Origin of the sequence: Mycobacterium sp. SMC-4 (assembly GCF_025263265.1) — a bacterium.
GTDB lineage: Bacteria > Actinomycetota > Actinomycetes > Mycobacteriales > Mycobacteriaceae > Mycobacterium.
Window position 1 is genome coordinate 4,142,575 of record NZ_CP079869.1, and the last position, 21,381, is coordinate 4,163,955.

The window sequence follows — 21,381 nt, forward strand, 5'->3', positions numbered from 1 at the left end:
GTCGAGTCTGCCAGTAGACACTATTGCGTTTCTGTCGACGGGATGTGACCTTAGAACGCGTTCTACTTCGTCGTCGGAGGGCCACTCGGATGGAAACCAGTAATGGGCGCGTCGCCGTCATCGTCGGCGCGGCGTCCGGTATCGGCTGGGCGACCGCCCAGACCCTGGCCGCGGCCGGTGTGCGGATCACCGTGGCCGACCTCAACGCCGAAGGCGCCCAGGCCCGGGCCACCGAACTCGGTGACGGCCATAGCGCCGCGCGGGTCGACGTCGTCGACGAGGATTCGGTGCAGCGGCTGTTCGATGACCTCGGCCCCATCGACATCGCGGTCAACTGTGCCGGGTTCAGCAATGTCGGCCTGATCACCGAGATGCCCGTCTCGGAGTTCCGCGCCGTCGTCGACGTCTGTCTCAACGGCGCGTTCATCGTCGCCAAGCACGCCGGCCGACATTTGCGCGCAGGCGGTTCGCTGGTGCAGATCAGCTCGCTGAACGGGCGCCAGCCCGCGGCCGGAATGAGTGCCTACTGCGCGGCCAAAGCCGGCCTGTCGATGCTGACCCAGGTTGCCGCACTCGAGATGGGTGCGCGCGGCATCCGGGTCAACGCGGTCGCACCGGGGTTCGTCCACACCCCACTCACCGCGGCCGCGGCATCGGTGCCCGGGGTGGTGCAGGACTACGTCGACAACACCGCGCTGGCCCGGGCGGGCACCCCGCAGGACATCGCCGACGCGGTGGCCTACCTGTGCTCCCCGGCAGCGTCGTGGATCACCGGCGAAGTGCTCGACATCAATGGCGGCGCCCACCTGAAGCGCTATCCCGACATCATGGGCCACGTCAACCGGCTCATGGAGCAGGCGTGAACGTCGAGGGCAGGCATGCGCTGGTGACCGGTGCCGGCTCGGGCATCGGCGCAGCGCTGTGCCGCGCACTGGACGCAGCCGGCGCCCATGTGGTGTGCACCGATATCGACGCGGTCGCCGCCGAGGGCACCATCGCCGGGTTGAGTGACCGGGCCCGGGCGGCCCAGCTGGACGTCACCGACGCCGCCGCCGTGCAAGCCGCCGTCGACGAGATCGTCAACCGGGCCGGCCGTATCGACCTCATCTTCAACAACGCCGGCATCGTCTGGGGCGGAGACACCGAGCTGCTCACCCTCGACCAGTGGAACGCGATCATCGACATCAACCTGCGCGGCGTCGTGCACGGTGTCGCCGCCGCGTACCCCCAGATGTTGCGCCAGGGCCACGGCCAGATCGTCAACACCGCTTCGATGGCCGGCCTGACCGCCGCCGGGCAGGTCACCAGCTACGTCGCCACCAAGCATGCCGTGGTCGGGCTGTCGCTGGCGCTGCGCTCCGAGGCCGCGCCCCGTGGCGTCGGGGTGTTGGTGGTCTGTCCGGCTGCCGTCGAGACGCCGATCCTGGACAAAGGCGCGATGGGGGGCTTTGTCGGCCGTGACTACTTTCTGCAGGCTCAAGGCGGCAAACCCTACGACGCCGACCGGCTCGCGCGGGACACCCTGCGGGCGATCCGGCGCAACAAGGCAATCCTGGTCAAACCCACGGTGGCGCAGGCGCAATGGTGGTTCGCGCGGTTGGCCCCGAACCTGATGAACCGGATGTCGATGCGTTTCGTCGCCGGGCAGCGGTCACGACAGGGACGTGGCATACCGCCATCTGCGACCGGCTCCGGATAGGGTTGCTCACGCCCGGCCGACGCGCCGGGGCGGGAGGGCGCATGACAGATCAGTTCACCCCGACCCAGAAGCGCGCGCTGGCCGTCATCACGCTGATCGCGCTCGGGGTCGCAGCGTACTTCCTGCGCCGGTATGTGCTGCTGATCGCGGTCGCCGCCGTGCTGGCCTACCTGTTCAGCCCGCTCTACCGGCGTCTGCTGGCCAGGATGAGCTCCGGCGCGGCGGCGACGCTGACGCTGCTGGCGGCGATCGCCATCGTCGCCCTGCCACTGTCGGGCGTGGTGGCGTTGGCCGTGATGCAAATCAGCCAAATGGTCTCCAGCGTGGGCCACTGGGCCCAGCAGACCGACTTCACCGCGCTGGCCCAGCGCCTGCTCGACTCGGCCAATGAACTGCTGGCGCGAGTCCCGTTCGTGGAGACCACGCTGACCCCGGAGTCGGTGCGTCAGGCCATTGCCCGGGTGGGTCAGGACGCCGGGGAAATTGCGCTGGGCCTGATCCGCGATTCGGTGGGCGGCATCGCGGCCACGGTGACCGCGTCGATCATCTTCCTGTACGTGTTCTTGGCGCTGCTGACCAACGGCGACAAGGTCGCCGAACTGTTCCGCGACCTCAACCCGCTGGGCCGCGAGGTTTCCGACATCTATCTGGCCAAGGTCGGCGCCATGGTCTCGGCGACGGTCAAGGGCCAGTTCATCATCGCCACCTGTCAGGGTGTGGCCGGTGCGGTGTCGCTGTACATCGCCGGCCTGCACGACGCGTTCTTCATGTTCGTGATCTTCCTGACCGCGCTGTCGTTCATCCCGCTGGGTGGCGGCATCGTGACCATTCCGCTGGGCATCGCGATGGCGGTGTTCGGCAATCCGGTGGGCGGCATCTTCGTCGTCGTCTTCCACCTGCTCGTGGTGACCAACATCGACAATGTGCTGCGGCCGTTCCTGGTGCCCAAGAGCGCCCACCTGCAGCCGGCGCTGATGTTGATCGCCGTCTTCGCCGGGCTGGGCATGTTCGGATTCTTTGGCATCGTGTTGGGACCGGTGCTGATGATCGTCATCGTGACGACGATCAGCATGTACCTGGCGGTGTCGAAGGATCTGCCGTTGGACACCCTCACCGGCACCCGCGCCGATCCCGAGGACGACGCGAACGAGCGGGACACCCCGTGGTGGCAGCGCCTGCTCCCGCAGCGGTTGCGGCCGGCTAGAACAACCGGCTCTTGAAGAACTCCACGACCCGCTTACGGGCCTCATAGGCCGGGTTTCCGTCGACCTCACGCACCTGGTCGGTCAGCACCGAGTGGGCCATCCGTCCGAGGCCGTCGGCGTTGCCCTTGCCCGAATTGATCTCGATGACGTCGAACGCGTCGCCGAGCCGGTCCTTCAACGTGGCGAACCGCGCGCCAGGGACGAGGGGGTCGGCGCTGAAGCGCAACCCCATCACGCACAGTCCCTCCTCGGCAGCTCGGCGCGCCACGACCTGCAATTCCGCCTCGGACACCCCCGGATCACGCCGCTGCTTGGGGGTCAGCGGTAAGGGTATCGACGGCTGGCTCATCACCGGGGCCAGCACACTGTCGTCGACGGCGGCGGCCAGCGCGAATCCGCCGGTGAAGCACTGGCCGATGACGCCGACGCCCTTGCCGGGGGTGTTGGCGTCGAGGTCACGCGCCAGCGCCCGCAGATAGTGGGCCACCGGCCGGTCGGCATTGGTGGCGAACGCCGCGAACTCCTTGGCGACGCACCCCTTCAGCAGCACCGGTAGCGCGCCCGGACCCCGTGCGGGAGCCCCCGGCGTGCCGAACAGCGACGGCGCGGCGACCGTGAATCCGTTGTCGACGAGGTGATCACCGAGCGCGAGCACCCCGGGATGCAGGCCGGGCATCTCCGGGATCAGGACCACCCCGGGCCCTTCGCCTTTGCGGTAGACGTCGTAGGTCTGGCCGGCCGCGGTGAACGGCGTGGCGACCCATCCGGTCAGATCGGACTCCGGAGCGGTCATGGCGTCTCCATCTCGCGTGCTCAGGTCGAGGGCAGCGGCGGCTGCGATTGCGTCGCCGCGGCAAGCGTACGGTACTCATCGGTACCGCCGGCCCCGGTCAGCGCAATCTGCGCTGGTCCGGTCGGGCCGCTGATGCGCGCGGTCCACACCGGTTCTGCCGGCCCGCCGTTGCGTCCTCCACCCTGGTAGACGATCCAGCGCACGCCGTCGACGTCCTGGGTCCCGGTCGGGACCAGGTCGCGGTCGAACGATGCGATGAGGCGCTCCTCGTCGGCATCACTCTGGGTCACGCTGAGGTACCGACCCGTCGTCGTGAGGAATCCAACCGTGGAGGCGACCGCCCGCACCTGCTGCCCGGTGGCCGGATCGGTGCGGCCGGACTCGATGCCTTTGCGGCTGCCGGAGTTGGACTGCCAGCCCTCGGGCACTGCGGGGATGCGAATCGGAATGCCCAGCGCTGCGGCATCGGCGCGCAATGCCGCCGGGGCGTCGTAATCCGGTGTCGGTCCGCGGCCCGGACCCGAGGGCGCGAACGAGCACATGCCCAGCAGTCCGGCCAGCACCAGACAGGCCACCACCAGCGGTGCCATCGACCAGAACATGTCGCGACCGTCTTGCAGCAGGCGAGACTTCGGAGGGCGCGGACCGGGCACCCCGGCGACCGGGTGGCCCGGGTCGGGCGGCGTCGTCATGATTGCCAGTATCCCAGCTCCCGGAGAGCAACCCGCTAATGGGACAATCTGGCCCATGACGCCACCGAGACGTGAAGCCCCCGATCGCAACCTGGCCCTGGAGCTCGTGCGAGTGACCGAGGCTGGGGCGATGGCGGCGGGCCGCTGGGTCGGACGCGGAGACAAGGAAGGCGGCGACGGCGCGGCCGTCGACGCGATGCGTCAACTGGTCAACTCCGTATCGATGCGCGGCGTGGTGGTCATCGGCGAGGGCGAGAAGGACAACGCCCCGATGCTCTACAACGGCGAGGAGGTCGGCAACGGCGACGGCCCGGAGTGCGACTTCGCCGTCGACCCGGTCGACGGCACCACGCTGATGAGCAAGGGCATGCCCAACGCCATCTCGGTGCTCGCGGTGGCCGAGCGCGGCTCGATGTTCGATCCGTCGGCGGTGTTCTACATGAACAAGATCGCCGGCGGACCCGATGTCGCCGACTTCATCGACATCACGTCTCCGATCGCGGCGAACATCCAACGCATCGCCAAAGTTCGCAAGGCCTCGGTCTCCGACATCACCGTCTGCATCCTGGACCGTCCCCGGCACACCAAGTTGATGGCCGACGTCCGGGAGGCCGGCGCGCGCATCCGGCTGATCTCCGACGGCGACGTCGCGGGCGCCATCTCGGCCTGCCGCCCCGACTCGGGCACCGACCTGCTGGTCGGCATCGGCGGCACCCCCGAGGGCATCATCACCGCGGCCGCGATCCGCTGCATGGGCGGCGAGATCCAGGCCACGCTGGCGCCCACCGACGACGAAGAGCGCCAGCGCGCCCTCGACCGCGGTTACGACCTGGACCGCGTGCTCACCACCAAAGACCTGGTGTCCGGAGAGAACGTGTTCTTCTGCGCCACCGGTGTCACCGACGGCGACCTGCTCAAAGGGGTGCGCTTCTTCGGCGGTGGCTGCACCACCCAGTCGATCGTGATGCGTTCGAAGTCGGGCACCGTGCGGATGATCGACGCCTATCACCGGCTCTCGAAGCTCAACGAGTACTCCGCGGTGAACTTCACCGGCGACGTCAGCGCCGCCTACCCATTGCCGTAACCCCTTCAACCCCAACACCTCACGAAACAGGGAGCCACATGGCAGACAAGGACGCCGAGTACCGCATCGAGCACGACACCATGGGTGAAGTCCGGGTCCCCAAGGACGCGCTGTGGCGCGCGCAGACCCAACGCGCGGTGGAGAACTTCCCGATCTCGTTCCGTCCGCTGGAACGCACCCAGATCCGTGCGCTCGGCCTGCTCAAAGGCGCCTGCGCCCAGGTGAACAAGGACCTCGGGCTGCTGGATGCGGACAAGGCCGACGCGATCATCGCCGCAGCGGCCGAGATCGCCGACGGACAGCATGACGACCAGTTCCCGATCGACGTGTTCCAGACCGGGTCGGGCACCAGTTCGAACATGAACACCAACGAGGTCATCGCCTCGATCGCGGCGGCCAACGGGGTCACGGTGCATCCCAACGACCACGTGAACATGTCGCAGAGCTCCAACGACACCTTTCCCACCGCGACCCACATCGCGGCCACCGAAGCCGCCGTGCGGCAACTGATCCCGGCGCTGGAGGTGCTGCACGAGTCGCTGGAGGCCAAAGCCCGGCAGTGGCGCACCACGGTGAAGTCGGGCCGCACCCACCTGATGGACGCGGTCCCGGTGACGCTGGGCCAGGAGTTCGGCGGCTACGCCCGGCAGATCCAGGCCGGCATCGAGAGAGTGAAGGCGACCCTGCCCCGGCTCGGGGAGCTCGCCATCGGCGGCACCGCCGTCGGCACCGGGCTCAACGCGCCCGACGGCTTCGGCGCGAAGGTCGTCGAGGTGCTGGTCGACCAGACCGGCATCGCCGAGTTGCGCCCTGCCGTCGACTCTTTCGAGGCCCAAGCCGCGCGTGACGGGCTGGTCGAGGCCTCTGGTGCGCTCAAGACGATCGCGGTCTCACTGACCAAGATCGCCAACGACATTCGTTGGATGGGGTCGGGGCCGCTGACCGGGCTGGGCGAGCTGCAGTTGCCCGATCTGCAGCCGGGAAGCTCGATCATGCCGGGCAAGGTCAACCCCGTCATCCCCGAGGCGATCACCCAGGTGGCGGCACAGGTCATCGGCAACGACGCCGCTGTCACCGTGGGCGGACTGTCGGGCGCGTTCGAGCTCAACGTCTACATCCCGATGATGGCCCGCAATGTGCTCGAGTCGTTCACGCTGCTGGCCAACTCGTCGAAGTTGTTCGCCACCCGGTGCATCGACGGCCTGATCGCCAATGAGGATCGGCTGCGCGAGCTCGCCGAGTCCTCACCGTCGATCGTGACTCCGCTGAACTCGGCGATCGGCTACGAGGAGGCCGCCAAAGTGGCCAAGCAGGCGCTGGCGGAGAAGAAGACGATTCGCCAGACGGTCATCGATCGTGGCCTGATCGGAGACAAGCTCTCCGAAGCGGAGCTCGACAAGCGTCTCGACGTACTCGCGATGGCCAAAGTCAAGGACGGCGACTAGCCAACTCGTGCGATTTGGGCGCGGTAAACGACGCTGGGCGTCGTTTACCGCGCCCAAATCCCTCGTCAGGGCAAGGCACCGGGACTGATCTCTTCGAGCATCTCGGTCACCAGCGCGGCGATCGGCGAGCGTTCACTGCGCAGCAGCGTGATGTGTGCGAACAGCGGGTGGCCCTTGAGCTTCTCGATCACGGCCGCGACACCGTCGTGGCGGCCGACGCGCAGATTGTCCCGCTGGGCCACATCGTGGGTCAGCACCACACGTGAACCCGAACCCAGCCGGGACAGCACCGTCAGCAACACGTTGCGCTCCAACGACTGCGCCTCGTCGACGATGACGAACGAGTCGTGCAGCGAGCGGCCCCGGATGTGGGTCAGCGGCAGCACCTCCAGCATCCCGCGCGAGAGCACCTCTTCGAGCACCGCCGGACTGGCCAGACCCTCCAACGTGTCGAACACCGCTTGAGCCCAGGGGCCCATCTTGTCGCTCTCGCTGCCCGGGAGGTAGCCGAGGTCCTGCCCGCCCACCGCATAGAGCGGGCGGAACACCACCACCTTGCGCTGGGTACGCCGCTCCAACACCGCCTCCAGACCAGCACACAGCGCCAACGCGGACTTGCCGGTGCCGGCCTTGCCGCCCAGCGAGACGATGCCGACCAATTCGTCCTGCAGCAGATCGAGCGCGACGCGTTGTTCGGCGGACCTTCCCCGGAGGCCGAACACCTCGCGATCACCTCGTACCAACTGCACCCTCTTATCGGCGTTGACCCGGCCCAGCGCATGAGAACTGCTGCCCAGCAACCTGATTCCGGTGTGGCAGGGCAGATCACGGGCGGCGGTCAGGTCGATCTCGCCGTCGGCGAACAAGGCGTCCACGTCCTCGCCTGACACCTCGAGTTCGGCCATCCCGGTCCACCCGGAGGTGACGACATCCTGCGCGTGGTACTCGTCGGCGGGAAGGCCGACCGCGCCTGCCTTGACGCGCAGTGGGATGTCCTTGCTCACCAGCGTCACCTGCTTGCCCTCAGCGGCGAGGTTGGCCGCACAGGTCAGGATGCGAGCGTCGTTGGTCTCGGTGCGGAATCCGGCCGGCAGCACCGAGGGGTCACTGTGATTGAGCTCGACCTGAAGCGTACCGCCTTCTGCGCCAACGGGAATGGGCAGATCCAACCGACCGTGTTCGAGCCGCAGATCGTCGAACATGCGCAGCGCCTGTCGAGCGAACCATCCCAGCTCGTGGTGGTGACGTTTGGCTTCCAGCTCGCTGATGACGACGAGCGGAACCACCACTTCGTGTTCGGCAAATCGCGTGATGGCCCAGGGATCGGACAACAACACGGAGGTGTCGAGCACATAGGTCCGTCGTGCACCTGACTGCCGGCTCGGGAATTGGGTCACGTAGCGCTCCTCGAGGCTGCGCGAGTTCCTGCGGCCCCACACGAACTTCTCGGTGGACACACAAGCGGTCTCAGGACCGGGGCCGGCCCTCTCAATCGGGACCGCCCGGACAGCAGAGCAAATCGCTAGCCATCGGAATCGACGCTACTCTCGCACGCGCACAGGTGCCCGTCAGGCGCGCCGAAACTCTGACTGCCGTATGCGTTACGAGCTGGTGAACTGTTCAAGGGCGGCCTCGTCGGCCACCCCCCAGGCCCGGATGCGCTCGGCGATCACAGTGCTGAGCTGGTCGCGGTCGAAGATCCCGGCCTGCGCGACGCGCGCGACCTTGTCCTGGTAGGCGTCGATGTCACCGCCGACGACGTCGAGTTCGGCGGCCCGCTTGGCGATCGCGTCAACGGTCTCTTCGCGGTGGGTGCTCAAGCAGTGCGCGATGAGGTTGCCGAAAAACTCTTCGTGGCGTTCCTCGTCGCGGGCGATCCGGCCCACGAGCCCTTGCAGCACCGGCTCGCCGATCTGGGCCTCCAGGTTGCGGCAGAACACCGCGTGCGCGCGCTCCCAGAACGCCATGAACACCAGCGTCTCGATCTGGCTGTAGGTGTCGGCGCGATAGCCCTTCATCACATGCTCGACGCGGACGTCCTCGTTGGCGGTGGGGTCGATCTGGCGGGTGACCACCAGGTAGTTGCGCAGCGCGACCGCGTGCAGGTGTTCCTCGGCGGTCCAGCGGCCCAGCCAGCGACCCCACTTGTCTTCGAGGATGAAGTGTTCGACGAGTTCGCGGTGATAGCCGGCCAGGTTGTCCTTGGTGATCAGCAGGATCTCCAAGGCGTCTGTGATGTGCTTGGGCAGGGTCACCTGCGACGGATCCCAGTCCCGTCCGCCCAGGAATGCGAAGTTCTCACCCTGGTCGAACGGGACGAAATCGTGGGCGAACCACGGGTCCTCGGTGTCGAGATGACGCCGCAGCTCATCGTCGACGACCGGCTCAAGTTCGAGCGTCAGGGCGTTAGCGACAGGTTTCTGTGCCATGCGGTTACACTAACCCAATTCTGTGGGAATCGTAAAATTGCCGTGCGCGACACTCCGGAGGCCGTGTCGACAAAAGGTCTAGAGCGTCAGGCCCGGGTAGAGCGGGTTGGCGTCGAGCATTTCGGCCGCCGCGCTGCGCACCCGCTCTGCGGTGCCGTCGGCCAGCGTGTACTTGGCCTTGGAGGGCCCCGCCGGTCCGGCCGCGGGCTCGGTGTTCTTCAGCACCTCGACCACCAGCTCGGCGACCCGGTCGAAGTCGTCGGCGCCAAAGCCACGCGTCGTCAGCGCCGGGGTACCGAACCGGATGCCGCTGGTGTACCAGGCACCGTTCGGATCGGCCGGGATCGCGTTGCGGTTGGTGACGATGCCGGAGTCCAGCAGCGCCGACTCGGCTTGGCGGCCGGTCAGCCCGAACGACGTGACGTCGAGCAGCACCAGGTGGTTGTCGGTCCCGCCGGTGACCAAGCTGCTGTCCCGCTTCACGAAGCCGTCGGCCAGCGCCTGCGCGTTGTCGGCGACGGCTTGTGCGTAACTGCGGAACGCCGGCTGCCGGGCCTCGGCCAGCGCGACGGCCTTGGCGGCCATCACGTGCGAAAGTGGACCGCCCAGCACCATCGGGCAACCCTTGTCGACCGCGGGTGCGTACTCCTCGGTGGCCAGCACCAGACCGCCACGGGGCCCGCGCAGCGACTTGTGCGTCGTCGTCGTCACGACATGGGCGTGCGGCACCGGATCCTCGTCGCCGGTGAACACCTTGCCGGCCACCAGCCCGGCGAAGTGCGCCATGTCGACCATCAGCGTCGCACCGACCTCGTCGGCGATCTCCCGCATCTTGGCGAAGTTGATCCGGCGCGGATAGGCCGAATAACCGGCGACCAGCACCAGCGGCTTGAACTCCCGCACCGCGGCGGCGACGGCGTCGTAGTCGATGAACCCGGTCGTGGGATCGGTGCCGTACTGGCGCTGGTGGAACATCTTGCCGGAGATGTTGGGCCGGAACCCGTGGGTCAGGTGCCCGCCGGTGTCCAGCGACATACCCATCAGACGCTGATTGCCCAGCTGGGCGCGCAGACTTTCCCAGTCGGCTTCGGACACGTCGTTGATGTGCTTGGCGCCCAGCTCGGCCAACTGGGGAGCCTCCACCCGGGTGGCCAGGATCGCCCAGTAGGCCACCAGGTTGGCGTCGATACCGGAATGCGGCTGGGCGTAGGCGTACGGCGCGCCGAACAGTTCGCGGGCGTGTTCGGCGGCCAGCGCCTCGACGGTGTCGACATTCTGGCAGGCGGCATAGAACCGGTGGCCGATGGTGCCCTCGGCGTACTTGTCGGAGAACCACGTGCCCATGGTCAGCAGCACCGCGGGCGAAGCGTAGTTCTCACTGGCGATCAACTTCAGCGACGAACGCTGGTCGTCGAGCTCTTTGCGGGTGGCCTCGGCGATGCGCGGCTCGACGCTCTCGATCACCTGCAGCGCGGCGCGGTAGGCCTCGCTGGCGGTGGCGGCGTACTCGGCGCCCTGACCGGCGGTGACGGACTCAGCAGTCATGTCCGAAAGCCTATCGGGCTATGGGGTACGCAACGACGAGGGGATCAGCGGCTCGTCGAGCAGCGTGGTGAAGCGCTCGCTGAGCGACACCCCGTCGGGACGGGCATCGAGCCAGCCGCGCAGCAGCCGATAGCCCTCGACGTAGGTGCTGGTGTACGCGCGCCACAGCGGCGACGACAAGAAGCGCAGCATCTGGCGGGCGCGTTCGTCGTTGACCAGCAGCCATCGTTTCAGGAACGCCACCACCTCGTCGACGTCGCGGCGCTCGTCATGCAGCATCAGCGCGGCATCCTGGCGCACATCGGCCAGCGCTGCCGTCGCATCGGAGACCGCGGCCGCCCGCTCACCGTCGAACCGCAGCCCCAGATCGGCGTAGACGTCGGCAGCCCAACCCCCCCAGCCCGGTCCGATCGCCACATAGAGTGCCAGGTCGGCCAACCCCTCGGCCATCAGGCACTGTGGGGTGTTGACCAGGAAGATGGTCTGCTCGGCCTGGCCCTTGCCCTCGACCAGCCCCGCCTCCTTGCGGCAGTGCTCGGTGTGGTGGCCTGGATACGACTCGTGAGCGACCAGCCGCGGCAGGTTCGACATCTGCTGCCTGAGGTCGGCGTTGACCGCGACGGTCGACCGGTAATCGCCGAGGTAGTAGTTGAACCCCGACCACGGCTTGTCGGTCACCACCTCGTAGGTGATCGTCTCGCGTTCGGGCAGTGGGAAGGTCGCACGCACGCGGTCGCGCAACGCCGAGGAGAACGCGTGAATGGCTTCCTCGAGGCGATCGGGCGGGATCTCCTCGGCCGCACGGTAGGCCTGCACCCGCTCGGCGAGCGGGCCGGAGCCCCCCAACGCGTCGTCGAGCTGGGCGTGCGCCTCCCGGTACCGCTGCGGGTCGCCCTTGGTGATGCGGACGTCGAAGTAGGCCGCCACCTCGTCGACGAAACCGACCTCCTGGCCCGCGAACTTCCGACCGGCACAGGCCAGTGCGCGCAGATGCGCGCCGACGAACGCAGCGCGGTCGGCATCGAGGCCGGCGGGCAGTTCGGTCTGCAGCTGTTCGGCCCGACGGGCCAGCGCCGCGGGGTCGGGCAATGGTTCGTTGTCGACCTGGCGGCGCAGTGCGGGGTCCCCGGTGAACGAGTCGACGTAACCTTCCTCGATGCGGTCGAAGCGCAGTCCGAGCATCAGGTACTCGTTGATCAGGGTGCCGGGGTCCATGGCAACCACGCTAACTGCAAGACTGGGCGCATGGCTCGGCTGAGCGAACCCAGCCCCTATGTGGAGTTCGATCGAAGTCAGTGGCGGGGGCTCCGGTCCTCGACACCGCTGAAGTTGACCGAAGACGAACTGGTCAAGCTGCGTGGGCTCGGCGAGAAGATCGACCTGCTGGAAGTCGAAGAGGTCTACCTGCCCCTGGCCCGGCTGATCCATCTGCAGGTCGCCGCGCGTCAGGCCCTGTTCGCCACCACCGCAGAGTTCCTCGATGACCCCGAAGGCGAGCCGCACCAGAATCCGAACCGGCCGGTGCCGTTCATCATCGGCGTCGCGGGCAGCGTGGCGGTCGGCAAATCCACCACGGCCCGTGTGCTGCAGGCGCTGCTCGCCCGCTGGGAGCACCACCCGCGGGTCGATCTGGTGACCACCGACGGTTTCCTCTATCCGAACAAGGAGCTCGCGCGCCGGAACCTGATGCACCGCAAGGGCTTCCCGGAAAGCTATGACCGTCGTGGGTTGATGCGCTTTGTCACCGCGGTGAAATCAGGTTCCGATGCGGCGTGTGCACCGGTCTACTCTCACTTGCTCTACGACATCGTGCCGGGTGACAAGCAGATCATCGAGCATCCCGACATCCTCATCCTGGAGGGGCTCAACGTCCTGCAGACCGGCCCGGCGCTGATGGTCTCCGACCTGTTCGACTTCTCGGTCTACGTCGACGCGCGCATCGAGGACATCGAGAACTGGTACATCTCACGGTTTCTGTCGATGCGCGCCGGCGCATTCGCCAACCCGGCATCGCATTTCCACCACTACTCGACGCTGACCGATGAGCAGGCCGTGTTCGCCGCCCGCGACATCTGGCACTCCATCAACCGGCCCAATCTGATCGAGAACATCCTGCCGACCCGGCCGCGCGCGACGCTGGTGCTGCGCAAGGATTCCGACCATTCGATCAACCGGCTGCGGCTGCGCAAGTTGTAGCGCAGCCGCTGTAGTCGGATCAGGCTCTGCCGATGCGGCGCACACCCTGGTACTGCAGTTCGGCCATCACCAGCGTGTAGACCCCGGTGCCCAGCACCAGCACCACGCCCATCGTGGTCAGCGGCCAGACTCCGGCGACGACGACCACCACGGTGGCGACACTGAACAGCAGGTTGCCCACCGCCAGCACCACACCCGAGGTGCGGATGGCCGGGCGGGCAGCCAGCGCCAGCACGGCGGCCGCGAAGACGACGAAGAACGCGCCGGTCGCGTACTCGACAGCAGGCGTGGTGCCCGACAGCTCGGCCACCCTGGGCGCCAATGCCAGCAGCACGATGCCGGCCAGACCGCTGAGGATGCCATCAGCGCGCATGGCGAAACGCAGCAGGGAGTCGGTGGACTCGTTGAGGCGGGATGATGTGACGGTCATGACGGAGATTCCTTTCACGATGCGGATATCGGTGCGTTTGCATCCCGGTGGGCAGCTCTGCGGTGCCCGGTGGTGATGGCGGTCACGGCACCGATGCTGCGAGAAACCCACTGCCAGATCGACGACGATCGCTGCCAAACGCTGCCAACCGCAGGTCAGCGCTACCGCGGGGCGGCGGCGGTGCTGCGCAGATCCGTGGCGATCACCCGCGCCGCGGCGTTCTGCCAGTTGTGCAGCGAACGCTGCGGCACGTCGCTGACCAACCAGTGCCACGCCTGCCGGGCCACCGGGTCCAACCCGGCGGCGGTTGCGTTCTGCGCATAGGCCCGCACCCCGACGACGTACGGGAAATACAGCGCGTTGTAGTGCCGCCACTGCTCGGTGGTGCCGAAGTCGGCACCGTCGCGCGGCTTGAGCACGGCGATTCGTTCAGCCAGCAGCGAGCGAAGCTCGGTGGCGCGTTCCAGGGGTTGGTCCGGGGCGCCGCGGCGTGCCAGCCGCTCGTCGATGACGGGAAGCGCGGTCAGCGGGCTGGCCACCAGCTTGGACAGGTCGCCGTAGTGGCTCAGTGCGCGCCGGGTGACCCGTATGAATGTCTGCTCGTCCATGTCGTCGAGCGGGTTGGCGGCCCGGCGCGGCAGTGCCGCCTCGGTGCCGCGCAGCGCAGCGCGGTCGGCGCGCAGGTCCGGGGACCGTGCGAACGCCAACCGGTCCAGGAATCCGGCCAGCGGGTCGGCCAGCACGTTGATCGCGATGGCCACCGCCAGGCTGGTGAACAGCAGCACGGTCAGTGTGGCGCTCGGACCCGCGACGGCTGACGCGATCAACACCTGGCCGCCGAACAGCACCGCCACCACCAGTGTGGCCGCGACCGAGCGCAGCATGTCTGCACGTAGCGCGTGGCCCTCGTCGAACGCGTCCCCCATCGCCACCGCGACGCCGAGCAGCGCTACATCGAAACCGGTGGCGGCCAACGCCAGTCCGCTCGGTACCAGGCCCAGCGGTATGACCAGGATGGCGTTGCCGAGCGCGAAGAACAGCGTCGCGACAACCACGAACACCACGACCGGACCGGGCTGGGAACGCCGGATCACCGCGTGGGCCATGGCCGCCAGCGAGGGCACCGACACCGCCGCGAACAGCACCCAGTGCCCCAGCCGCAGCGGTCCAGTGACGTCTCCTGCCAGGGTTGCGCCGCAGATCGCCAGCACCGCGACCCCAGCGACCAACCCGGCGTCCCGGGAACGGTTGCGCCAGCTGTCGCGCGGACGGGACAGCTCCAGCAGCACCGCGAACCACGCCACCCCCGGCACCGCAACCAGATAGATCTCCACGGCACCGAGCACGTCCGACGAGGCCATCAGCCGCACCTCGTCCAGCGCCACCACCAGCGCGAAACTCATCAGCCCGATGGCGGCCAGAACCAGCACCGGCTTGCGGGGATCGCGGGCCAGCAGGTAGAGCCCCAGCCACCAGCTCAGGGTGAACACCACAGCCGAGAGCACCACCATGGTTACCGCCCGTAGCGGCGGTGCCGGGCGCTGTAGTCGCGGACCGCGCGCAGGAAGTCGACGCGACGGAACTCCGGCCAGTAGGCCTCGGTGAACCACATCTCTGAGTACGCGCTCTGCCACAGCAGAAAGCCCGACAGCCGTTGTTCGCCGGAGGTCCGGATCACCAGATCCGGGTCCGGCTGGCCGGAGGTGTAAAGATTCTCCGAAATCGCCTCGGCGGTAACAGCTTCCACGAGTTGCTCGCCGGTGGCGCCGTTGGCGATCTGCTTGCTGAGCAGCGCCCGCACCGCATCGACGATCTCCTGGCGCCCGCCGTAGCCGACGGCGACGTTGACGTGAAAGGAGGCGGTGCGGGCATCAGCGGTCGAGGACACCGCGTCACGCAACCGGCGCGCGGGTTCCTCGCCGATGAGCTCCAGATCGCCGACGGTGCGAACGCTCCACCGGTTGGCCGGCGCGCAGATCTCCTCGACCACCTCGGTGATGATCTCGATCAGCGCCGAGAGTTCTTCGGGCTCGCGCCGCAGATTCTCCGTCGAGAGCAGATACACAGTGGCCATCTCGATGCCGATTTCGTCACACCAGCGCAGCATCTCGGCGATCTTGCGGGCGCCGGCCCGATAGCCGTAGCTGACGTCGTCGTGGCCGACTTCACGGGCCCAGCGGCGGTTCCCGTCACACAGGACCGCGATGTGACGCGGTAGCTCTGAACGCGACGGCGACAACCCCAGACGCAGACGCATCTCGTAGAGCCGATACGCCGGCCCTTTGAGGCGCCGCGGAATGAGGTCCACGATCGTCCAGACTACTGTTGGCGCCGGAAGCCCCAAAGCCGCTCAGCGGAGGTGATATGCCGACATCACTCGAACCGTGGTACACCGCCGACTCACCGCGGGAGCCCTGGGAACCCGAAGATCTGCCCGAGGCCGTCGCTGACGGGGTCGCCCACTTCCTGGGTAAACCACGGTTGCGCGGCTGGATCCATGTGTACTCGGCGATCATCGCGGTGATCGCCGGCGCGGCGCTGGTCGCCGTGTCGTGGTCGCTGGAGTCGATGCGGGCCGGCATCGCCACGCTGATCTACACCCTGACGATCGTGGCGATGTTCGCCGTCAGCGGGGTCTATCACCGGGTCAACTGGACGTCGGCTACCGCACGCAAGTGGATGAAGCGCGCCGATCACTCGATGATCTTCGTGTTCATCGCCGGCAGCTACACGCCGTTCGCGCTGCTGGCGCTGCCCGAACGCGACGGCATGACGTTGTTCTGGATCGTGTGGGGCGGCGCATTGGCCGGGGTGGCGTTGAAGATGCTGTGGCCGTCCTCACCGCGCTGGCTGGGCGTGCCGCTCTACATCCTGCTGGGCTGGGTCGCGGTGTGGTTCATCGGGCCCATCGCCCACGGCGCGGGCGTGGCCGCGGTCGTGCTGCTGATCGTCGGCGGCGTGCTCTACAGCGTCGGAGGTGTCCTCTATGCGCTCAAGTGGCCGAACCCGTGGCCGACGACGTTCGGCCACCATGAGTTCTTCCACGCGTGCACCGCGGTGGCGGCGATCTGCCACTACGTCGCCATGTGGTTCGCCGTATTCTGAGCGGCTTCGCTATAGCTGGGTGATGTTCTGCGGGCCCCAGTATGCCTTCATCGAGGTGATCTGCCCGTCGGCGTTGAACGCCATCACCTCGATCGGCTCGATCCGCATCGTCCCCACGGTGATCGCGAAGACGAATGCGGCCTCGTGGCCACCTGCGCGGAACGACAGCAGCTCGGTCTTGAGCTCGGCACCTTCGGCGTTCTTGTAGAACCCGGCGATGGCCTGGCGGCCGATGTGCACCTCGCCGCCGCCCACCGGATCCTCGAGCGTGGCGTCCTCGGCATAGAGCGCGGCGACATCGTCGGCCGTGCCGGTGGCGACGGTGTCGAGGTAACGCGTGACCAGTTTCTGCAGGGCGTCGGGCTCAAAGCTCATGTGCGGCAGGCTACACAACGCCCCGCGACCCGACAGCAGATCAGTCCGGGTCGCGCTGCACGCCGTCGGCCGGTGACCCGGTCGACAGGTCGGGGTCGGCACCGCGGGAATTGCCGGCACCGGTGTCCCCCGGCGCCGCGCCCTTGCCGGTGTCCTCGTCGGTGTCGGTGTCGGTGTCGAACGACTTCGGCAGCCTGCGCAGGTGCCGGTTCATCGACCACACCAGCACGAAGGTACCGATCAGCAGCAGCACCACGATCGTCAACCCGAACGGGCTGGCTTTACCGAAATCCGGGCCGGTCTGGCGCGGTTCATCCTGTGCCAGTACCTCGGTGACGAGCTGCAGACCCGTCATCAGCACATCGTTCATGGGCGTCCCTCGATTCCGGCGAACAGGTCGCTCTCGGGCAACCGCACCGGGACCCTCGAGCGCGCCAACTCGAATTCCTCAGTCGGCCAGAGGCGTTGCTGCCATTCCATAGGTGTGGTGAAGAAGAAACTCTTCGGGTCGATCTGGGTGGCGTGCGCCAGCAGCGCCTCGTCACGGACCGGGAAGTACTTCGCGCACTCGATCCGCGTGGTCACCCGCTTGCCCAACAGATCCTCGTCGGGGTCCCAGCTGGCGAGCCACTTGCCGAACGGCCCCTCTTCGCCGTGTTTGGTGAACTCGTCCTGCAGCACCTGCATCCGCTGCCGCAGGAATCCGTGGTTGTAGTAGAGCTTGGCCACGCTCCACGGTTCCCCGGCCTCGGGATACAGCCGGTGATCGGCGGCTGCTTCGTAGGCCGCAATCGAGACCTGATGGCAGGCGATGTGATCCGGGTGCGGATAGCCGCCGTGCTCGTCGTAGGTGGTCATGACGTGGGGCCTGAACTCGCGCACCACCCGCACCAGCCCCTCGGTGGGCACCTCCAGCGGCTCCAGGGCGAAACAGCCCTCCGGCAGTGGCGGCGTCGGATCGCCTTCGGGCAGCCCCGAGTCGACGAAGCCGAGCCAGTGATGCTCGACACCGAGGATCCGCGCCGCCTTGGCCATCTCGTCACGCCTGATCTCGGTCATCCTGCCGTGGACCTCGGGCAGGTCCATTGCGGGGTTGAGAATGTCACCACGCTCACCACCTGTCAGCGTCACCACCATGACGCGCACGCCCTCGTCGACGTATCGCGCCATCGTGGCTGCGCCCTTGCTGGACTCGTCGTCCGGATGGGCGTGCACGGCCATCAACCGCAGTTCGCTCAACCTGTTTCCTCTTAGCTGCTCACTCGCTCGGGCACTCACGCAACGATTCAACCGTCGCGATGGCCTTATAGTTCCAGTCCTAGTAGACCTATCCGACCGACGGGCATGCAAAACGAGATGATCGAACGTCCCGCCGCCCGCTACGGACGGCAGCAGCTGAGCTCCGGCAAGCGCCGATTGATCACCGCGCTGCTGACGGCGCTGGTGGTGATCGCCGGCGTGGGCATCGCGGCGGTCGGGTTCGACCGGCTCGGCAGCCCCGAGGTCGAGGGCGAGATCGGCGGTTACCGCCTCGTCGACGAATCCACCGTCGAAGTCACCCTCAGCGTCACCCGCAAAGACCCGTCCCAGCCCGTCGTGTGCATCGTGCGGGCCCGCTCCTACGACGGCGACGAGGTGGGCCGGCGCGAGGTGTTGGTGGCACCGGCGTCAGAGTCAACGGTGCAGGTCACCACCGTTGTGAAGACGAGCAAACCTCCAGTCGTCGGGGACGTCTACGGGTGCGGCGCCGAGGTGCCGGCCTACCTCGATTACCCGGGCTGACCTGGCGCGCAACCAACGGCAGACAGCGAGATTCCGAACTCCGGGTGGCCCGGCGGTGCTACGATGGAGCGATACACGGTTCCAGCTGGGGCCGTGTATTGCTGCATCTGGGCGCCGAGACCGGTGCGTCCGCGCGCGGCAATACACGCAGCACAGCCCCGGCGCCGTGTCCCCGGGGATCTTCTTACGCACACAGCGCGGAAGCGACAACGACAGGAGCGCGACGACATGACCGACACCCAGGTCACCTGGCTCACCGAAGAGGCATACGACCGGCTGAAAGCTGAACTCGACCAGCTGATCGCCAACCGGCCCGTGATCGCTGCCGAGATCAACGATCGTCGTGAAGAGGGCGACCTGCGAGAAAACGGCGGCTACCACGCTGCGCGCGAAGAGCAGGGCCAGCAGGAAGCCCGCATCCGTCAGCTGCAGGAACTGCTCAACAACGCCAAGGTCGGCGAGGCTCCCACCCAGTCCGGGGTGGCGCTGCCCGGCTCGGTGGTCACCGTCTACTACGACGAGGACAAAAACGACACCGAGACGTTCCTGATCGCGACCCGCCAGGAAGGGGTCAGCGACGGCAAGCTCGAGGTGTACTCGCCGAACTCCCCGTTGGGCGGCGCGCTCATCGACGCCAAGGTCGGCGAGACCCGCCAGTACATGGTGCCCAGCGGCAGCACCGTCAAGGTCACGCTGGTCAGTGCCGAGCCCTATCACGGTTGATCGCCGAGGACCTGCTCCTGCTGCTGCTCGACAACGCGTCGGCGCAGCCCGCACTGGACCAGCCGCGCCTCGACCACGTGTTGGCGGCCGCCGTGCTGCTCGATCTGGCCTACCAATGTCGGATCCGGCCCGCCGCCACGGGTGATCCGGCACCGCCGGGCGCGCTGATCGCTCTGGCCGCACCCGGCCCGGTCCACCCGGTCGCTGCCCCTGCGCTGGATCTGCTGCGCTCTCGGCCGCTCTCGGCGGGCCCAGCGCTGAAGAAGGTGAGCAGACATGCCCGCGACCGACTGGTCGCGCACTTGGAGGCGACCGGCCAGATCGCCCGAGTGCCGTTGTCGGATAGTCGGTTCCGACGCAGCTTCGCGCTGCCGCTGACCGACCGCACCCGGCCGGGCGCGGCGCGGGCGGCACTGCTGGCTGCGCTGTTCGAACGCCAACCGCCGGCGCCGGTCACCGCGGCGATCGTCACCGTCCTGCACGCCGTCGACGGCCTCGGTGCGCTGCTGAGCCTCAACGATCGCGGCTGGCGCTGGGTGCATGCCCGCGCCGGCGAGATCGCCGCCGGCAGCTGGGTCGACGAGTCACCGTCGGGTCTGGCCGAAGTGAACCTTGCGGTCACCGCCGCCGCGGTCCGCCCCGCGCTGGCGGGCCTGAGTTAATCCAGCGAGCCCAGCGCCTGCTCGACGTCGCCGAGCAGATCGGCGACGTCCTCGATTCCGACCGACAGCCGCACCAGGTCATCGGGTACCTCCAGTTGCGACCCGGCCGTCGAGGCATGCGTCATCGCGCCCGGGTATTCGATCAGCGACTCCACACCACCCAGCGACTCAGCCAGGATGAACAGCTCGGTGCGTGCACAGAAGTCACGGGCAGCCCGCGGACCGCCGCGCAGCCGCACCGACACCATGCCGCCGAAGCCGCTCATCTGCGCCGCGGCCACCTGGTGGTTGTGGTGGCCCGGCAGCCCCGGATACAGCACCGTCGCAACCGCCGGATGCCCGTCGAGGAACTCCGCGATCGCCGCGGCATTGTCGCTGTGGCGCTGCATGCGCAACGACAGCGTCTTGAGCCCGCGAATGGTCAGGTACGCGTCGAACGGCCCCGGGACGGCACCGGCACCGTTCTGCAGGAAGGCGAACGCGTCGTCGAGGGCTTCGTCGTTGGTCGCCAATGCACCACCCACCACATCGGAGTGGCCGCCGATGTATTTGGTCGTCGAGTGCAGCACGATGTCGGCTCCCAGCGGCAGCGGCTGTTGCAGCGCCGGGGATGCGAAGGTGTTGTCGACCAACACCCTGACCTTCGCCGCGCCGGCGCCGGACTCGGCGGCCACCGCCGCTATACCGCTGATGTCGGCGATGGTCAGCAACGGGTTGGTGGGTGTTTCCACCCAGATCAACCTGGTGCGGTCGGTGACCGCCGCGCGCACCGCGTCGAGATCGGACAGCGCCACGGCGGTGTAGCTGATGCCCCAGTGCGCGAAGACCTTGTCGATCAGCCGGAACGTGCCACCGTAGGCGTCGTCGGGGATCACCAGGTGGTCGCCGGGGCGCAGCACCGCGCGCAGCGCGCAGTCGGTGGCCGCCATGCCGGAGCTGAACGCGCGAGCGTAGGACGCCTGCTCGACCGCGGCCAGCGCGGACTCCAGGGCCGATCGGGTCGGGTTGCCGGTGCGGGCGTACTCGAAGCCGCCTCGCAGGCCGCCGACGCCGTCCTGGGCGAAGGTCGAACTGGCATAAATCGGCGGGTTGACCACACCGGTGGCCGGATCAGGCCGGTAACCGGCGTGAATGGCCTTGGTCGCGAACCCATAGCTCCGGTAGTGATCGCTCGCGCTGCGCTGCTCGCCCATGGCTGCCCAGGGTAGCGGTGTAG

Annotated in this window: 23 protein-coding genes; 10 read left to right on the top strand and 13 right to left on the bottom strand. The window is 67.8% G+C overall.

From position 1 onward, the window contains the following. Positions 1-89: 89 nt before the first annotated feature. From KXD98_RS19590 to KXD98_RS19600, 3 genes are read left to right on the top strand one after another with little or no spacing between them, the layout of a single operon-like run. Complete coding sequence (locus tag KXD98_RS19590; protein ID WP_260759982.1) at positions 90-863, top strand: SDR family NAD(P)-dependent oxidoreductase; 774 nt, start codon at positions 90-92, stop codon at positions 861-863. Next, positions 860-1,699, top strand: a complete 840-nt coding sequence (locus KXD98_RS19595) for an SDR family oxidoreductase (RefSeq protein WP_260759983.1) — start codon at positions 860-862, stop codon at positions 1,697-1,699. Before KXD98_RS19590 ends, KXD98_RS19595 begins: the two co-directional genes overlap by 4 nt. 41 nt (positions 1,700-1,740) lie before the next feature. Beyond that, positions 1,741-2,919 (top strand): AI-2E family transporter, encoded by a 1,179-nt coding sequence (locus KXD98_RS19600; RefSeq protein ID WP_260759984.1) that lies wholly within the window; start codon positions 1,741-1,743, stop codon positions 2,917-2,919. Here the strand turns inward: KXD98_RS19600 and KXD98_RS19605 are convergent. Together KXD98_RS19605 and KXD98_RS19610 are read right to left on the bottom strand one after the other, a co-directional pair. Continuing rightward, positions 2,900-3,697: a dienelactone hydrolase family protein gene (locus tag KXD98_RS19605; RefSeq protein ID WP_260759985.1), complete on the bottom strand. Its 798-nt coding sequence runs from the start codon at positions 3,695-3,697 to the stop codon at positions 2,900-2,902. The two genes, KXD98_RS19600 and KXD98_RS19605, sit on opposite strands and share 20 nt — an antisense overlap. Before the next feature lie 20 nt (positions 3,698-3,717). Next, the gene (locus KXD98_RS19610; protein ID WP_260759987.1) at positions 3,718-4,389 is read right to left on the bottom strand and encodes a DUF4245 domain-containing protein; all 672 of its coding nucleotides are present in this window, start codon (positions 4,387-4,389) and stop codon (positions 3,718-3,720) included. Between the two features lie 55 nt (positions 4,390-4,444). On the opposite strand from KXD98_RS19610, the gene glpX reads away from it, so the two are divergent. Together glpX and KXD98_RS19620 are read left to right on the top strand one after the other, a co-directional pair. Next, positions 4,445-5,473 (top strand): class II fructose-bisphosphatase, encoded by a 1,029-nt coding sequence (glpX, locus tag KXD98_RS19615; RefSeq protein WP_260759988.1) that lies wholly within the window; start codon positions 4,445-4,447, stop codon positions 5,471-5,473. 38 nt (positions 5,474-5,511) lie between these two features. Then, the gene (locus KXD98_RS19620; protein WP_260759989.1) at positions 5,512-6,918 is read left to right on the top strand and encodes a class II fumarate hydratase; all 1,407 of its coding nucleotides are present in this window, start codon (positions 5,512-5,514) and stop codon (positions 6,916-6,918) included. A gap of 65 nt (positions 6,919-6,983) precedes the next feature. Here KXD98_RS19620 and KXD98_RS19625 read toward each other — a convergent pair whose 3' ends face one another. The 4 genes from KXD98_RS19625 to KXD98_RS19640 all read right to left on the bottom strand — a co-directional run bounded on the left by KXD98_RS19625 (position 6,984) and on the right by KXD98_RS19640 (position 12,107). Further along, on the bottom strand, positions 6,984-8,315 hold the full coding sequence (locus KXD98_RS19625) for a PhoH family protein (RefSeq protein ID WP_260765323.1): 1,332 nt from the start codon (positions 8,313-8,315) through the stop codon (positions 6,984-6,986). Between the two features lie 204 nt (positions 8,316-8,519). After that, complete coding sequence (locus KXD98_RS19630) at positions 8,520-9,347, bottom strand: acyl-ACP desaturase (RefSeq protein ID WP_260759991.1); 828 nt, start codon at positions 9,345-9,347, stop codon at positions 8,520-8,522. Between the two features lie 78 nt (positions 9,348-9,425). Next, positions 9,426-10,892 (bottom strand): glycine hydroxymethyltransferase, encoded by a 1,467-nt coding sequence (locus KXD98_RS19635; protein ID WP_260759992.1) that lies wholly within the window; start codon positions 10,890-10,892, stop codon positions 9,426-9,428. Between the two features lie 18 nt (positions 10,893-10,910). Continuing rightward, complete coding sequence (locus KXD98_RS19640; RefSeq protein ID WP_260759993.1) at positions 10,911-12,107, bottom strand: DUF885 domain-containing protein; 1,197 nt, start codon at positions 12,105-12,107, stop codon at positions 10,911-10,913. Positions 12,108-12,137: 30 nt separating this feature from the next. Between KXD98_RS19640 and coaA the strand changes: the two genes are divergently transcribed. Next, complete coding sequence (gene coaA, locus KXD98_RS19645) at positions 12,138-13,088, top strand: type I pantothenate kinase (protein WP_260759994.1); 951 nt, start codon at positions 12,138-12,140, stop codon at positions 13,086-13,088. 19 nt (positions 13,089-13,107) lie between these two features. On the opposite strand, the gene KXD98_RS19650 is transcribed toward coaA, so the two are convergent. From KXD98_RS19650 to KXD98_RS19660, 3 genes are all read right to left on the bottom strand, one after another. Then, on the bottom strand, positions 13,108-13,518 hold the full coding sequence (locus KXD98_RS19650) for a hypothetical protein (protein ID WP_260759995.1): 411 nt from the start codon (positions 13,516-13,518) through the stop codon (positions 13,108-13,110). 161 nt (positions 13,519-13,679) lie between these two features. After that, on the bottom strand, positions 13,680-15,029 hold the full coding sequence (locus KXD98_RS19655; protein WP_260759996.1) for a hypothetical protein: 1,350 nt from the start codon (positions 15,027-15,029) through the stop codon (positions 13,680-13,682). A 2-nt stretch (positions 15,030-15,031) separates the two neighbouring features. Continuing rightward, positions 15,032-15,826, bottom strand: coding sequence for a (2Z,6E)-farnesyl diphosphate synthase (locus KXD98_RS19660; protein WP_260759997.1), 795 nt, complete (start codon positions 15,824-15,826; stop codon positions 15,032-15,034). 56 nt (positions 15,827-15,882) lie between these two features. Between KXD98_RS19660 and KXD98_RS19665 the strand changes: the two genes are divergently transcribed. After that, on the top strand, positions 15,883-16,623 hold the full coding sequence (locus KXD98_RS19665) for a hemolysin III family protein (RefSeq protein ID WP_260759998.1): 741 nt from the start codon (positions 15,883-15,885) through the stop codon (positions 16,621-16,623). Between the two features lie 9 nt (positions 16,624-16,632). On the opposite strand, the gene KXD98_RS19670 is transcribed toward KXD98_RS19665, so the two are convergent. Genes KXD98_RS19670 through mca form a run of 3 tightly spaced genes read right to left on the bottom strand, consistent with a single transcriptional unit; the run spans position 16,633 to position 18,237 of the window. Then, a complete protein-coding gene (locus tag KXD98_RS19670; protein ID WP_260759999.1) occupies positions 16,633-16,998 on the bottom strand; it encodes a nuclear transport factor 2 family protein in 366 nt (121 codons plus the stop codon). A gap of 40 nt (positions 16,999-17,038) precedes the next feature. Continuing rightward, entirely contained in the window at positions 17,039-17,368 is a 330-nt protein-coding gene (locus KXD98_RS19675; protein WP_260760000.1) for a hypothetical protein, read from the bottom strand. Beyond that, positions 17,365-18,237, bottom strand: coding sequence for a mycothiol conjugate amidase Mca (gene mca / locus KXD98_RS19680; protein WP_260760001.1), 873 nt, complete (start codon positions 18,235-18,237; stop codon positions 17,365-17,367). Before mca ends, KXD98_RS19675 begins: the two co-directional genes overlap by 4 nt. A gap of 117 nt (positions 18,238-18,354) precedes the next feature. Here mca and KXD98_RS19685 point away from each other — a divergent pair, with 117 nt between their 5' ends. The 3 genes from KXD98_RS19685 to KXD98_RS19695 all read left to right on the top strand — a co-directional run bounded on the left by KXD98_RS19685 (position 18,355) and on the right by KXD98_RS19695 (position 20,165). Beyond that, complete coding sequence (locus KXD98_RS19685; RefSeq protein ID WP_260760002.1) at positions 18,355-18,780, top strand: DUF4307 domain-containing protein; 426 nt, start codon at positions 18,355-18,357, stop codon at positions 18,778-18,780. A gap of 228 nt (positions 18,781-19,008) precedes the next feature. Next, positions 19,009-19,503, top strand: coding sequence for a transcription elongation factor GreA (greA, locus tag KXD98_RS19690; RefSeq protein WP_260760003.1), 495 nt, complete (start codon positions 19,009-19,011; stop codon positions 19,501-19,503). Continuing rightward, on the top strand, positions 19,500-20,165 hold the full coding sequence (locus KXD98_RS19695) for a GPP34 family phosphoprotein (protein WP_260760004.1): 666 nt from the start codon (positions 19,500-19,502) through the stop codon (positions 20,163-20,165). Before greA ends, KXD98_RS19695 begins: the two co-directional genes overlap by 4 nt. Here KXD98_RS19695 and KXD98_RS19700 read toward each other — a convergent pair. Then, complete coding sequence (locus KXD98_RS19700; protein ID WP_260760005.1) at positions 20,162-21,358, bottom strand: cystathionine gamma-synthase; 1,197 nt, start codon at positions 21,356-21,358, stop codon at positions 20,162-20,164. The genes KXD98_RS19695 and KXD98_RS19700 overlap by 4 nt on opposite strands. Between the last annotated feature and the right edge of the window lie 23 nt (positions 21,359-21,381).